Consider the following 14381-nt stretch of genomic DNA (forward strand, 5'->3'; position numbering starts at 1 on the left):
GGCGGAACAGGCTTTACCTCATTATTATCTTCTTCTTTTTCTAATGCCCCATAATGCTGCTAATATAAGCGAGACCACCGATACCGCGGTCATCCACCAGAAGTAAGGCGGGTAGTATGTGAGGGAAAGGTTGTTTTCCCCTTCTTCAAGCGGAACGGCAGTAAACGCCCCGTTAGCTTTTTCAATCGGCACGCCCTCTCCGTTTACTTTAGCTCTCCATCCTTTTTCATAAGGAATCGGCATCACAGCGTACGCATCTCCTGTATCATTTTCAATAACTGCGTCAACTTCATTACCATTCACGTCTACATCCCGGGCGTTCTCCTCTGCCCAGGCGTCGGCCTCGTTTAATTGTTCATACGTTTCTCCGTAAACGGAGAGGTCTTCAAGATGATATTCTCCTTCAGGCATCCGGATCTCTATGACGTTGTCCTCGGGATTCTCCACACGGATTGTTAAATCATTTTCATCGGTGCGGTACAGCGAATCTCTTGCCTTACGGGTGGTTTCAAATTCGTTTACGTTCATCCGGAAAAAACCAACGCCGGGCTTCTGGCGGAGAAGAAAGTCCACGTAGTAATCCTCCACGTTTTCATTCTCCGGCACTGTAATATCGAGTCCGCCCTCTTCCCCGTTAACCGTAAGCATTTCGTTCTCGTAGGTACTACCATTTACCGTTTCAACATTTTCACTGTTAATGACAGACTCTTCCTGCGGAAATTCAGCTGCTTCCTCCGGATTCTCAAGAATCACACCATTCAGCATGGCATGCTCCTTCGCGATTGGTGCCGCTTCTTCCGCTTCTTCGTAGGCGTACACCTGGTCTGTGGTCCGTACAAATGGCAGCACATTTTCATTCTGGTAAATAATATAGTCATCATTTTCTATAAATGGAGTAAACCCGTACGGTACGTTTTCGTCCCCGTCCTTTTCAAACATGGCGTATTCACCGCGCAGCAGGCTGTAAACGTTGGCCCTTCGCCCGAAATCCGAATACCGGCTGATGCTCTCCCGGCCAAGATCGATCTGAAGATCATTGTAATAAAACATGAGTATTTCTTCATTCAAAATACTTGAGTACGCCCCCGCACCGTAAAAATCCAAATAAAGCGGCGTATTCGTGCGCTGGGGGTCCTTGATCCATGTAGTTCGGGACAGAGCGTCCGGATCCTCCTGCGAAGCTTCATCCAGCAGTTCGATTTGATCTGCGTCCATGTACTCCTCACTCATGAGAAATTCCTGCGTCGTGCCGCTCATGCTTCCGCGTTCAAACAGTTTTTCATACTGGTATTGGTTCGCGACAACCACGCTCGTAATAATGGCAAAAACGGCAGTAATGATTCTTTTGCCGCGCACATCCGTAATTGTGGTGACGATAAATGCCGCCAGGGAAATGATGATCATACCAGGCGTCAGCCATCCGCTCCAGTGCTCAATGGAAAAATCGTCATCCAACAGATAAAACAGAACGTACATGCCTGTCGCAAAAATAAGCGAAGGCACCAGCTCCCGCCAGTCGAGCTTCCGGATATGCTGAATACCTGCTGCCACTGCACCGGCAAGTAAAAACGCAGCAATGTACTCAAACCGGTTCCTCGGTGCGGAAAAACCGTTAAATACGCTTCCCATCAGCGGACTGTAATGAAATACGATAAATAAAAGCGAGAGAATGGTAAACAGCACAAACCGCGGATCCTTATAAAGCTGCTTCCAGACTGCGAACACTAAAAAGATGGTCGGCACAATGAGGAAGCGGCTGTCGAGCAGAATATTGCTTGTGTTATCAAATAACACGATCTCCTGTTCAAAGTCCGGCCGGTAATTGTTAAAGTAGCCGTACACTCCGGCGAAGAAGCCAATCAGGCCAATACCGAATCCGAGCATGGAGCTGCCCCCGAAATACAGTATCTGTTTACCTATTTTTGTTTCTGCAGGCCCAAGGCGGATCAGCCATCTGGCCAGTATATAAATACCGATAAAAATAAGTACAATATAGGAAAAGTAGAAGTTCGAAAAGACGGTTGCTGCGAGTGCAAAAATAAACAGCAGCGGCTTTTTCTCCCGAATAATTTTTTCCACGCCAAATACGAGCAGCGGGAGCCAAATGAAAGCATCTGCAAAAAATTCCCAAAATGCCGCGTGACGGAAGTACATTACACACGTGGCATACAACAGGGCACCTGTCAGAGCAGGTACACGGTCGAGCTTCATATAACGAAAGCAGGCGTATGCTAAAAAGGAAACGAGTATCATCCGGGCCATGCTGATAAAAATGACGGCCTCGGTCCAAAAAGCTGCATCCGGCTCACGAATCAGCCCCAAAAGCTCCAGCATATACACCACGGCCATCTGGAAATAAAAGAACAGGTTCGTCGAGTAATAGTACCCGAGCTGGGTGAACATACTGCCGCCAAGTCCAAGCTGAAAGGAATAAAAAAATTCTCCGCTCGTGTAATGATTATACAGCAGCTGCTTAAACGGGCCCATCTGGTTTAGACCGTCATTCGGCCCGGCCATATACGTGTTATTGGTCCATTGATATAAGAAAAATGCATGCGCTGCAATAACTGCCAGAATGACTGCTGCCGCAACCCCCCATATATGCTTGTGTTTCAACATTCTCTCCCCACGCTATCTTTTTAGTATTTTTCCTGTGACAATGAACGTGACCGGTATAGTAAAAATCACCGCTCCCAGAGGGGCGATAGTACTGTTAATACTCAGCCATTCCACGAATATATAAGCAAAAACGGATGAAGCCCCTACATTTACTACCTGGGTCAGCGGAAATTGGAAGAACTTCTTCCATGTCGGCCGGACCTTGTAGGTGAAGTATGTATTTAAAAAGAAGGAAATAACAAAGCTGATAAAAAATCCGGTGATGTGGGCGATCATATATGGTACCGAAAGCACCACGTGGAGCAGTAAGTAGGCGGCATAATAATTTAACGTATTCATACCGCCCACTAAAACAAATCTGGTAAACTCATTATCCAACTGTTTCATGCATCTCGCCTTTTCGTATTAGATTCCTGCACCAAATAATGCGGGCGCCTTTTCGTTTCATAGTAAATGCGTCCAATATACTCTCCGAGCACGCCGAGACTTAACAGCTGTACGCCCCCCAAGAACAGTATAGCGGAAATTGTCGTAAAGTAACCCGGCACCTCTATTCCCATCCGCATAATCTGCACAAACGTAATACCGATATAAACAAGGGCAAGCAGCATCACGACAAGGCCGGTATACAAACAGACACGAAGCGGACGGTTATTAAAGGAAATCATGCCGTCAACTCCGTAATTCAAAAGGCTCGAAAACGACCATTTGGTTTCGCCCTCCTGGCGCTGAACATTTTCGTAGTAAACCGTTTTGGACGGAAAGCCGATCCATGAAAAAAGCCCCTTCGAAAAACGATTGGCTTCACTTAAGGAGAGCAGGGCATCCAGTGCCCGCCGGCTTAACAGGCGGAAATCACCGACGCCGTCTTCAAGCTTCACATCCACCATTCTATTAATAAATTTATAATACATCGAGGCCATGCCGGAACGGAATTTTGAATCGCCTTCCCGGTTCCGTTTTGCGATCACCTGATCATAGCCTTCTTCGTAGCCCTCAATTAATTCCAAAATCACCTCGGACGGATGCTGCAGGTCAGCGTCAATGATTACTACGGCATCGCCGTCTACGTGATGCAGTCCTGCAATCAGTGCTGCTTCTTTTCCAAAATTACGGGTAAAAGAAACGTAGCTTACATTTTCGTACATCCCGGCAAGCTCTCTCATCTTTGTCAGTGTCCGGTCCGAGCTTCCATCATCTACATAAAGTGCCTCTATTTCATAGGGCAGATGCCCTAAATGGTTCTGCAGTGATTCATATACAGATATAATATTGTCCTCTTCATTAAACGAAGGAATTACAATTGATATCTTTTTCATTCCATTTCCTCCCTGAACCCTTCATCTCCCACTGTTTACACAGTACTTTCATATCGTACCCTTCTCTGTATCTTTTGTATCACTGTAGAGGGCTAAAAAAATCTCAAAAATTGTGTGATGGCTGTATATGCTCTGCTTTCCGGGCGTAAAAAATAACATCCGGCCCGCCGCGTCCGACCTCCACCTCCTCTATCCATACAGTATCGAAAACCACCTTCAGACTCTTTTCAAAGGCCCTGGAATAAGAAGCACTCCAAAAAGCAGCCACTCCTCCGCGCCGGAGCACGGCGTAAACCGTTTGAAGCCCTCCCGCCTCGTACATGTGATGGTTGTCTTCCCGGACAAGCCAGTCAGGGCCGTTATCTGTATCCATGCACACAGCGTCCCAACGGTTGTTTGTTCCTTTTTCCAGAAATACCTGAAGGTCCTCCTCCACGATTTGGGCTTTACTGTTTTCAAGAGCCCTTCCGTTCCATTCCTGAAAATACAGACGGTTCCACTCAATAATACATTTCTCCAGTTCCACAACGGCTACATGAACCGTTCCTGCATGCTGCACCGCTTCTTGGAGTGAAAAACCAACGCCAAGGCCTCCAATCAGCACCGACTCTGCTGAACAAGCATGATTCAGCGCTTCCTGAACCATGCGTCGCTCCGACTCTCCGTTGTGGGTCGCCATCAAAAATGTACCGTTACTGATGACTTCGTAATGCCGACCGCGGCGCTGCAGCTGCAATTCTCCGCTTTGCCCCTGAACATTCGCTATTATTTCTCTGTCACTGTTCATTCAAGCTTACTCCTTTCCCGCCCGGCAAGTATATTTCATATTTGCAAAACCAGAAAAAAAAGGTACGATTAAAAAGTGTGCAGAATTTTATCACTTATGAAATTTTCATTTATTTTTGAATGATCTGTTTACTATTTCAGAAGAAGACCAGGAGGTTGTTTATATGCTCGGCGCCATCGAAGCAGGAGGAACAAAATTTGTCTGTGCGGTCAGTGAAAATGGCCGTGACATAAAAGAACGCATTTCCATTCCAACTACGACGCCTGATGAAACCATGAAGCAGGTGTACGATTTTTTCCGTGCTTTTTCTATCGAAGCTGTTGGCATTGGTTCCTTTGGTCCGATTGATATTAATACAAAAAATGATACATACGGCTATATCACCACAACGCCAAAAACAGCATGGCAAAACTTTAACATTCTCGGAGACGTACAAAAACACCTCGCTGTGCCGGCAGGATTCACCACCGATGTTAATGCGGCGGCGCTCGGGGAATGGAAGCATGGTGCCGGTGCCGGAAAGACGAGCTGCCTGTATATGACAGTCGGCACCGGCATCGGTGTTGGTGCTGTTATTAACAACAATATTCTTGAAGGTCTGAACCACCCGGAAGCAGGCCATATTATTGTCCGCCGCCATCCTGAGGACCATTTCACCGGAACATGCCCTTATCACAGCGACTGTCTTGAGGGGCTTGCTTCAGGTCCCGCCGTGGAACAGCGCTGGGGAGAAAAGGGCAGCGAGCTGACCTCCCGGCCGGAGGTGTGGGACCTTGAAGCTTATTATCTTGCTCAGGCAATGATGAATTACATTCTGATTCTTACTCCTGAGCGGATTATTATTGGCGGCGGCGTGAGCAAACAGCCTTCCCTGCTCACAAAAGTACAGGGACAGACGCAGCAGCTTCTGCAGGGATACGTTCAGGACCCAATGATTACTCACCATATCGGTCAATATATTGTTACTCCGGGGCTCCAGGATGATGCGGGCATCACCGGCGGATTTGTCCTTGCTGCCCAGGCCCTCGAAGATGCCCCCAGCTAAAGGCAGACAGCCCCAAAACACAAATACTTGTTTATACTTCCTGTACGCAGGTTGAAAAAGAAAGGAAATCAGCTGAGTGAAAAGACATGTCTTGCTACTGATGACCGGTTTACTTCTCATTCTGGTTGTACTCGGATGGAACAGCAGGCAGAACCCTCTTCCCGAGGTGGAAGCAGGCGAAGTCGTCGAACAGAACACCCTTCATCCTGTTGTGGAGGAGCGGAAAAATGAATGGATCCAGCGTGCAGAACAGCAGGGGATTGAGGTTGTCGTAACGGATGAATACCGTTCGGTGGAAGAGCAGGATGCTTTATATGCCCAGGGCCGGACTGAGCAGGGAGAAATTGTCACGCAGGCCCGTGGCGGCGAATCGTATCATAATTACGGCCTAGCCGTTGATTTTGCTTTACGTTCACCGGACGGAGAGCTTGTCTGGGATATGGAACGCGATGACAACGGTAACGGAGAAGCAGACTGGACGGAAGCCGTGGAGATCGCTAAGGAGCTCGGCTTCAGCTGGGGCGGGGACTGGCCTGGTTTTAAAGACTACCCTCACCTTGAAATGACCTTCGGCCTGAGCCTGGAGGAGCTCCGTGCCGCTGAACAGCAGAATACGTAATTACCATCGTCCGGCTGGTTGTCCGGACGCTTTTTCTAGTTGGACGAGTTAATTCTCTGCCAATTCGTGGTATACAGCTGTATTACCTTATATCCTGAAAGGAGTTCTCTTCAATGACTAAAACCGCCCTAGTCGTAGGAGCGACCGGCATCATAGGCAGCAGTATTTTAAAACATATTTCATCGCTCGAAGACTGGACTGCTGTAGGTATTTCCCGGCACCAGCCTGAAGACACCCACGGGGCCGATTACTACGTGGAGGCCGACCTCTTAAAGGAAGAAGAAATAACACAGGCACTTCAGGACATGCCTGCCATAACTCATATTTTTTATGCATCCTACCAGGATTATGACCCCCTCTCCAAAGAACAGATCACAGTTAATACCAATATGCTCCGAAGTGCCGTTCAGGCCGTGGAAGCGACTTCCGACCAACTCCAGCGTGTCGTATTGATGCAGGGAGCCAAAGTGTACGGGGCACACATCAGCGCTTTTAAAACCCCGGCACGGGAAAGCGACCCGCGTCATATGCCGCCGAACTTTTATTACAATCAGGAGGATTACCTGCGAAGCCACCAGAGAGGGAAAAGCTGGTCGTGGACAATTTTGCGTCCCGACGTCGTATGTGGCTATTCGGTAGGCACTCCTATGAATTTAAGCATGGTGATTGCTGTTTATGCCTCTATTTCTAAGGAACTCGGCCTTCCCCTTCGTTTCCCGGGAAAGGATGTTACCTACCGGTCACTCGCACAGGTGACCGACGCCGGCCTTCTCGCCCGCTGCTCCGTATGGGCTGCGCTGCATGAACCATGCGCATTTGAAACGTTCAATATTACCAACGGAGACTTCTTTCGGTGGGAGCACATGTGGCCGGTCATCGCCGAAGAGTTCCATATGAACACCGGGCCCGTGCAAACAATTACACTTTCTGATTTTATGCCGCTGCAGCAGGAGCTGTGGGAGGATATGCAGGAAAAATACAGCCTGCAGAATATTCCATTTGATAAAATGGCCGCCTGGCCGTTTGGTGATTTCATTTTCAATGTAGAATACGATGTGATGTCTGATACTAATAAAGTAAAACAGTTTGGTTTTACTGAGGTCGTGAACAGCGATGATATGTTCCGGCAGCTGCTTCGTGAATTTCAGGAGCAGCGGCTGATTCCGGACTTTTCAGAATGAACTTCCACTTGCCTGAACCCCCCCCCCATCCAGTTTCTGCCGGGTGGGGGGTTTCATCATTTGCCAATATGCTTGTGTACAAACGCCCGCATGTAGTTCATCGCTTCCTGGCCATCCTCCTCAAGTGGAAAATGGCTGATAAATCCGTGAATCGTACCGTCCACCCGGTGATGATGCACGACTGCATTTGCCTCCTTCAGCTGACGCGCCAGTTCCTCGCCTTCATCCCGAAGCACATCATACTCTGCCGTTATGACAAGAGTAGGGGGATTTTCGCGTTTTGCTTCATCCTGCATCGGCACAGCCAGCGGGTCCCTGCGTTCATCCCAGGCTGATAGGTAATGCGCCCAAAAGTCGCCAATATTTTTAGCCGTCAGGCCGTATCCCTCACTAAAACGATGATAAGATACGTACGCCGGATCCTCCTCCCGGTTGTAAAAATCAGCGACAGGATACAGAAGCATCTGTCCTTCAAGGTATGTCTGCTCTTTTCGGAGCAGCGTAGATGCTGCATACACAATATTGGCTCCAGCGCTGTCACCGCACAGGTAAAACCGGTCCTCCGTATTCGGCCATTCCCGGTACTCGGAAAGCACCCAGCGAACAGCGTCCAGGCAGTCGTACACCCCCGACGGAAACGGGTGCTTCGGCGCGAGCCGGTAGTCCACCGCTACAACATATGCTTCGAGTTCATTGGCCAGTACCCGGCAGAAGGTGTCATGAGTTTCAAGACTCCCTACGGCAAAACCGCCACCGTGGAAAAAAATCACTACAGGAAGCGGCTCTTCAGATGCTGGTTTATATCTTCGGACGGTCAGGGTCCGTCCTTCTAAATCAATATCTTTATCCAGCACTTCAGCTACAGCAGGCCGTTCCGACGGAGCTAATGTCATTTCGTTTCTTCGCCTGCGTTCATCGACTACTTCCTCCACCGTTTCCACCTCGAAGGAACTGTTCTGCTCCAGATATTTCTTTACATGGTCTCGAAGTTCCATGATTTCTGCCCCCTTCTTTCTATACAACCCATACCCTGAATTTTGATTGCCTACCCCTTATCCCGTCTTCATTTTCTTATCCATTGACGATCACTGCCTGAAGTTATATAGTTACGCTAACATAATGACTATGGCTAAAGTAGGGGTAAATGTATGGAACCTATCATTCAAGTGTACGAACTGCGAAAATCATTCAAAGACATGGAAGCGGTCAAAGGCATTCATTTTGATGTCGCGCAGGGCGAGATATTCGGCTTTCTCGGCCCGAACGGTGCAGGAAAAAGCACGACTATCAACATGATCTGCACGATGCTCGCTCCGACTTCCGGAAGCGTTACCATTAACGGATATGACGCTTTTAAACAGAAAGCAAAAGTCCGTGAAAGCATTGGCATCATTTTTCAGGAAAATACACTCGACGAAAAATTAAGCGCTCTTGAAAACTTAAAGCTTCACTGCCGGTTTTACCGTGTCCCTAAAAACAAACGGGCAGAACGTATTCAGGAAGTGCTTGAAATTGTAGACCTGACTGACAATCAAAAGAAAAAAGTAGAAGAATTCTCCGGCGGGATGAAACGAAGGCTTGAAATTGCCCGCGGTCTGCTGCACTATCCGAAGGTTCTTTTTTTGGACGAACCTACTGTCGGTCTTGATCCCCAGACACGGGCCCATATTTGGGAGTATATTCTCCGCCTGAAGGAAAAGGAAAATATTACAATATTTCTTACCACCCATTACCTCGATGAGGCAGAAATCAGCCACCGTATCGCTATTATGGATAAAGGGACTATTATCGCCCTCGATACGCCGGAGCGCTTAAAGAAGCAGGTTGGCGGAGACGTCATTGAACTCGGCACTGAGGATAATGACACTGTCGCCACGCAGCTGCAGTCAGCTATGCCGGAAGCCGAAATAAAACAGGAAGCAGGCATTCTGCGTATCCAGGTACCAAGCAGCGACCAGTTTATTTCTACTTTTCTGCAGCAGATCCCCGTTCCTATTACGAGCCTGAACATACGCCGGCCCACGCTTAACGACGTATTTTTGTCCTATACAGGACGAGATATTAAAGCCGGTCCCGCCTAAGAAAGGAGATCAAACATATGGAAGGTATTTTTGCCATCTGGCAGCGGGACCTAATGAAATTCGTCCGCGACCGGCCCCGTCTGCTCGGCTCTTTTGCGATGCCTATTTTATTTTTAATTATTTTTGGCGGCGGCTTCAGTGGAACGATGGAAAATTTAGTAATGAATCAAACCTCTGAGATCGAAGATTTTAATTATCTTACGTTCATCTTTCCGGGGATTGTCGCCATGACCCTTTTAATGACCTCAATTTTCTCTTCTTTATCAGTTATCCAGGATAAAGAATTCGGCTATATGAAAGAAATTCTCGTGTCCCCAGTCTCCCGGGTGAACATTGCCATCGGTAAAATGCTCGGGGCCTCTACGGTTGCGTTTATGCAGGGGGTGCTGATGTTTATTTTAATCCCCGTTCTGGGAGTAACCTACGAATGGAGCAACGTACTGGCTGTGCTGCCAATTATGTTTCTGCTTTCCTGCACGCTCGCTTCCCTTGGCCTGCTGATAGCAAGCCTGCTTCGCTCAACGCAGGGGTTCCAGCTGATTGTGCAGGTACTCGTGTTTCCAATGGTGTTTCTTTCCGGAGCGTTGTTTCCAGTAACGAATATGCCAGCCTGGATGGATATTCTTGTTAAAGTTAATCCTGTCACCTACGGCGTAGACGCTATGAAAAAAGTGATGACCGGCGCCGGGGACCTCCCGGTCGCCGCCCAGGATGCACTCGGATTAAACCTCCAGCTGTTCGGGCGTACCGTAACAGTTGCAGAAGAGCTGCTCTTTTTAATTATTTTTACTTCTATTCTGATCGCGCTTGCCACCATCAGCTTCCGCAGAGCCAATGCCTAAGCGGCGGCTTCACGTCTGTTCTATAAATTCCATCACCAGCCGCTCTACAATACCCGGCTGCTCATGAATTACCCAATGCGTCGCATCGGATACAAAAATCAGCTCTCCGGCGCGGCAGTATTCAAGGCTTGTCCGGGCAGAGGCCTTCGATAAAAAGGCGTCTCCCACACCCCAGATAATCCGTACTGGTGGAGTCACATGACTTGATTCCACAATATCCTTTGACCCTTTTCTCATCCCTCTGTACCAGTTGATCATGGTCGTGGCCGCATTCGGCTGCGACCATGCTTCTTTGTATTTTTCCAGATCTTCCCCGGTAAAAGCTCCGGGCCTGCTCGTTTTTACGAGTCCGTTGGCAAATTCCTCAAAGTCATTATAGGCAAGCAGCTTTTCCGGCAGTTTTGGAAGCTGGAAAAAAAGCATATACGAGCTTCTCAAAAGCTGCGTTGGATCTTTTTTCATGCTCGCCGGCATAGCAGGCAGGTGCGGAATATTGATAGCAATAAATTTTTCCACGTATTCCGGCCTTGAGGCTGCCGTGTACCATCCTACCGCTCCGCCCCAGTCGTGGCCGAAGATCACTGCTTTTTCCCGTCCCAGCGCTTTGATTAGCTCTGTCACGTCGTCGCGCAGCTCGTCCAGGACATAAGCTTCGATTTCAAGCGGCTTGCTGCTTTGATTGTATCCGCGCTGATCGGGCGCCGCCACCCGGTATCCACGTGCTGCAAGCGGCCCGATTAAATGTCTCCACTCGTACCAAAACTCCGGAAAGCCGTGCAGAAGTACAACAAGCGGCCCCTCCTCCGGACCAGCCAATGCCGTGTGTAAAGAAACGCCGTTTACGTTTATTGTCTCAAAGCTGATATTCTGCATACGTACTGCCCCCTGGTTGTTTTTTCTGAATAAAGCTTTTGATGAGCTGCGTGACGAGCTCCGGCTGTTCATGATGTACCCAGTGCGTCGCTTCTTCAATAAAAATCCCGTCTCCATCGCTGCAGTATTTCAGGCTCTCTTTAGCAGCAGCGGTGCCCAAAAACCAATCGTGCATGCCCCAGATCATACGCACGGGCACTTTGATAGCTTCTGTGCTCATCGCTTCTACCGGCCCATACGGGATTGCCCGAAACCAATTGAACATTGCCGTTACGCTCCCGGGCTGCGACCAGGCAAGCTGGTATCCGTCCAGAGCCCGTTCTGAAAACGCTCCGGGACAGCTTGTCACAGTCAGGTGAGCCTTCAGTGCAGCGTATTGGAACATGGCAGCCGCTTTGTCAGGGAGGGCGGGAAGCTGGAAGGCCGCCATGTAATACCCCTTGAGCAAGTCCATTGGGCGGGTGAGCATCGTCTTTGGCATAGCTGTTAAATGCGGCATATTAACAGGGATAAACAATGAAATGTATTCCGGACGGGTAAGTGCCATATACCAGCCTATTGCCCCGCCCCAGTCATGACCGGCTATTACAGCTTTTTCTCTTTTGAAGTGAAAAATGAGCCCGATGATATCGTCCCGGAGAGCGTCCATCGTGTAGGATGCTGTGCCGGAGGGCTTGGCGCTCAGGTGATAGCCCCGCTGATCAGGCGCCACGACAAAATAGCCCTCCTCCGCCAGTGCGAGCATCTGCTTTTCCCAGGCCCTCCAAAATTCCGGGAAGCCGTGCAGAAGGATAACCATTTCCCCGTCCTTTGGGCCCGCAGCAGCGACATGAAGACGGATGCCGTTCACATGTACATATTTAAATGATAGTTCTGCCATCAAAAACCTCCTTCACTCTATGAGTTTCTTTACCCGGAAACGCTTTGTTTCAATGGTGAAATTCTATATGCCGCTTAAACTACAAAAGCATCTGCCCACATGGACAGATGCCGTTGTTTTACATTTGTGCGGTTGGACGCACGACAATTTCATTAACCGATACTTCCGCCGGTTCTTCCATTGCGTACCGAATGGTGCGGGCAATGCTTTCTGAAGAGATCGCGTTTTTATACAGCTCATCTATGCGTTCTTTCACCTGATTATCCGATATCGTTTCGGTAAGCTCCGATTCCACAGCCCCAGGTGAAATAATGGTGGAGCGGATGTTGTTTTCCGGCGATTCCTCTTTGCGAAGCCCCTCCGAAATAGCGCGCACAGCGTATTTCGTGCCGCTGTAGACAGCACCGCCCGGAGATACCTGATGGCCAGCTACTGAGGAAACGTTAATAATATGTCCTTCTTTTCTTTCCCTCATGTAGGGCAGCACAGCACCAATACCATAAAGCACGCCTTTAATGTTCACATCGATCATCTGGTTCCAGTCTTCAAATTGCCGGTTCCGGAGCATCGAAAGCGGCATCAGTCCTGCATTATTTACTATAACGTCAATTTGGCCGTACGTTTCATTGGCAAACCGGGCAAGTTCGTCCATCTGCTCCTGGGAGGTGACGTCCACTACTTTATAGGCTGCAGTGCCGCCGTCCTGTTCAATGTCTTTCTGAAGTTGCTGCAGACGTTCCTCGCGGCGGGCAGCCAGCACTACTTTAGCCCCCTTGGCGGCTAATTCCTTAGCCGCTGCTTCACCGATACCGCTTGAAGCACCGGTCAGTATAACTACTTTTCCTTCAATCTCTGCCATGTTATTTCCTCCAATGCTGTTCTGAATTGATCACGTACTCTCTATACCCGCCGCACTATAATCATAACCTTTGCTGCTCATCAAAAAAGAGCCCCCGGACTCCGGGAGCTTTTTCAGTTCAATTATTCTGCATGCCAGCGGACTAATAACGCGGACTGCGCGAGACCACCGCCAAATCCGTAAATAAGCACGAGGTCGCCGTTTTTCAGCCGTCCGTCCTTCTGTGCTTCCCGGAGGGACAGCGGAATCGTAGCGGACGAGGTATTGCCGTAGTACTCCAGGCTCGTCAGCGTCTTTTCCACCGGAATACCGGTACGCTCGCAAATGGACTCGATCATTCTCATATTTGCGCTGTGCGGGGCAAACCAGTCGATCTCCTCAATCGTCACTCCCGCATCATTCAGAAGCTTATCGATGCCCTGAGGCACTGTTTTGACCGCCCATTTGTACACTTCCCGGCCGTTCTGGACGACATAGCCATCTGAGTCTATTTCCTCTCCGCCGATTTGGTTGGATAAATCGGTGCAGTATAAATACTCTCCTTTTTTACCATCCGAATCTGTCAAGGCGGCAAGAAAGGACGGAGTGCTTTCGTCTGCTTCCACAAGAGCCGCTCCGGCGCCGTCCCCGAACAAAATACATGTTGCCCGGTCCGTATAATCTGTGATTTTGGACAGCGTTTCAGCGCCGATTACCAGCACTTTACGGTGAAGACCGGAGCTGATCATCCCGTCTGCCACATGAAGCCCGTAGGAAAACCCAGCGCAGGCAGCATTTAAGTCAAAGGCACCTGCCCCGGAAACGCCCAAATCGGCCTGCACAAGAGAGGCGACACTCGGCGTTTTGTGGTCCGGCGTCAGCGTACATACAATAATCAGATCCACGTCGTCAAGCGTCTTCCCGCTTACCTGCTGGAGCTCCTCCGCTGCTTTCACGCAGATCGTGCTGGTGAATTCGTCCTCTGCCGTGATCCGGCGTTCCTTGATGCCGGTGCGGGACGTAATCCACTCATCGTTTGTTTCCACCATTTTTTCCAGATCATCATTCGTCAGTCGTTTTTCCGGAACAAAGGATCCTAATGCTGTAATTGAAGCTTTTGATTGTACCATCGGTATGTAACCCCCGTTTTATGTATAATTATCGCCTATGCGCTTTGATTTTCGTTGTATCTCATTCTTATTCATATTATCACAAAACAAAGGCTTATGCCTCCTTTGCTTTGTCCATCCCACTGGTTCTGAGCAAACAAAAACCCTCCCTGGCCCAGGAAGGATTT

The 14381-nt window shown here is 49.0% G+C and carries 14 protein-coding genes; 5 read left to right on the forward strand and 9 right to left on the reverse strand.

Annotated elements, in window-relative coordinates; all coding sequences use genetic code 11:
- Nucleotides 1–24 precede the first annotated feature (24 nt).
- The 4 genes from ACTTK7_RS07750 to ACTTK7_RS07765 all read right to left on the reverse strand — a co-directional run bounded on the left by ACTTK7_RS07750 (nucleotide 25) and on the right by ACTTK7_RS07765 (nucleotide 4725).
- Nucleotides 25–2616 carry a YfhO family protein gene (locus ACTTK7_RS07750; RefSeq protein WP_462867182.1) on the reverse strand — a complete coding sequence of 864 codons (2592 nt, stop codon included), beginning with the start codon at nucleotides 2614–2616 and terminating at the stop codon, nucleotides 25–27.
- Nucleotides 2617–2631: 15 nt separating this feature from the next.
- A complete protein-coding gene (locus ACTTK7_RS07755; protein WP_298784865.1) occupies nucleotides 2632–3006 on the reverse strand; it encodes a GtrA family protein in 375 nt (124 codons plus the stop codon).
- Nucleotides 3003–3938 (reverse strand): glycosyltransferase family 2 protein, encoded by a 936-nt coding sequence (locus ACTTK7_RS07760; RefSeq protein ID WP_462867184.1) that lies wholly within the window; start codon nucleotides 3936–3938, stop codon nucleotides 3003–3005. Before ACTTK7_RS07760 ends, ACTTK7_RS07755 begins: the two co-directional genes overlap by 4 nt.
- A 103-nt stretch (nucleotides 3939–4041) precedes the next feature.
- Entirely contained in the window at nucleotides 4042–4725 is a 684-nt protein-coding gene (locus ACTTK7_RS07765) for a spermidine synthase (RefSeq protein ID WP_462867186.1), read from the reverse strand.
- A gap of 163 nt (nucleotides 4726–4888) precedes the next feature.
- Here ACTTK7_RS07765 and ACTTK7_RS07770 point away from each other — a divergent pair, with 163 nt between their 5' ends.
- The 3 genes from ACTTK7_RS07770 to ACTTK7_RS07780 all read left to right on the forward strand — a co-directional run bounded on the left by ACTTK7_RS07770 (nucleotide 4889) and on the right by ACTTK7_RS07780 (nucleotide 7570).
- Nucleotides 4889–5770, forward strand: coding sequence for an ROK family protein (locus ACTTK7_RS07770; RefSeq protein ID WP_462867188.1), 882 nt, complete (start codon nucleotides 4889–4891; stop codon nucleotides 5768–5770).
- Nucleotides 5771–5846: 76 nt separating this feature from the next.
- Nucleotides 5847–6389, forward strand: a complete 543-nt coding sequence (locus ACTTK7_RS07775; protein ID WP_462867189.1) for a M15 family metallopeptidase — start codon at nucleotides 5847–5849, stop codon at nucleotides 6387–6389.
- 113 nt (nucleotides 6390–6502) lie between these two features.
- Complete coding sequence (locus ACTTK7_RS07780; protein ID WP_462867191.1) at nucleotides 6503–7570, forward strand: SDR family oxidoreductase; 1068 nt, start codon at nucleotides 6503–6505, stop codon at nucleotides 7568–7570.
- 56 nt (nucleotides 7571–7626) lie between these two features.
- Here ACTTK7_RS07780 and ACTTK7_RS07785 read toward each other — a convergent pair whose 3' ends face one another.
- The gene (locus ACTTK7_RS07785) at nucleotides 7627–8565 is read right to left on the reverse strand and encodes an alpha/beta hydrolase (RefSeq protein WP_462867193.1); all 939 of its coding nucleotides are present in this window, start codon (nucleotides 8563–8565) and stop codon (nucleotides 7627–7629) included.
- A gap of 153 nt (nucleotides 8566–8718) precedes the next feature.
- Here ACTTK7_RS07785 and ACTTK7_RS07790 point away from each other — a divergent pair, with 153 nt between their 5' ends.
- The gene (locus ACTTK7_RS07790) at nucleotides 8719–9651 is read left to right on the forward strand and encodes an ATP-binding cassette domain-containing protein (RefSeq protein WP_462867195.1); all 933 of its coding nucleotides are present in this window, start codon (nucleotides 8719–8721) and stop codon (nucleotides 9649–9651) included.
- A 17-nt stretch (nucleotides 9652–9668) separates the two neighbouring features.
- The gene (locus ACTTK7_RS07795) at nucleotides 9669–10493 is read left to right on the forward strand and encodes an ABC transporter permease (RefSeq protein WP_462867197.1); all 825 of its coding nucleotides are present in this window, start codon (nucleotides 9669–9671) and stop codon (nucleotides 10491–10493) included.
- Nucleotides 10494–10502: 9 nt separating this feature from the next.
- On the opposite strand, the gene ACTTK7_RS07800 is transcribed toward ACTTK7_RS07795, so the two are convergent.
- The 4 genes from ACTTK7_RS07800 to ACTTK7_RS07815 all read right to left on the reverse strand — a co-directional run bounded on the left by ACTTK7_RS07800 (nucleotide 10503) and on the right by ACTTK7_RS07815 (nucleotide 14214).
- Entirely contained in the window at nucleotides 10503–11366 is an 864-nt protein-coding gene (locus ACTTK7_RS07800) for an alpha/beta fold hydrolase (RefSeq protein WP_462867199.1), read from the reverse strand.
- Nucleotides 11347–12246 (reverse strand): alpha/beta fold hydrolase, encoded by a 900-nt coding sequence (locus ACTTK7_RS07805; RefSeq protein WP_462867201.1) that lies wholly within the window; start codon nucleotides 12244–12246, stop codon nucleotides 11347–11349. The genes ACTTK7_RS07800 and ACTTK7_RS07805 overlap by 20 nt, the downstream gene beginning before the upstream one ends.
- Before the next feature lie 118 nt (nucleotides 12247–12364).
- Complete coding sequence (locus tag ACTTK7_RS07810) at nucleotides 12365–13105, reverse strand: SDR family oxidoreductase (protein WP_462867202.1); 741 nt, start codon at nucleotides 13103–13105, stop codon at nucleotides 12365–12367.
- 122 nt (nucleotides 13106–13227) lie between these two features.
- Nucleotides 13228–14214 (reverse strand): beta-ketoacyl-ACP synthase 3, encoded by a 987-nt coding sequence (locus ACTTK7_RS07815; protein WP_462867204.1) that lies wholly within the window; start codon nucleotides 14212–14214, stop codon nucleotides 13228–13230.
- Nucleotides 14215–14381: the final 167 nt, after the last annotated feature.

It is taken from the genome of Marinococcus tarijensis, from assembly GCF_054971385.1.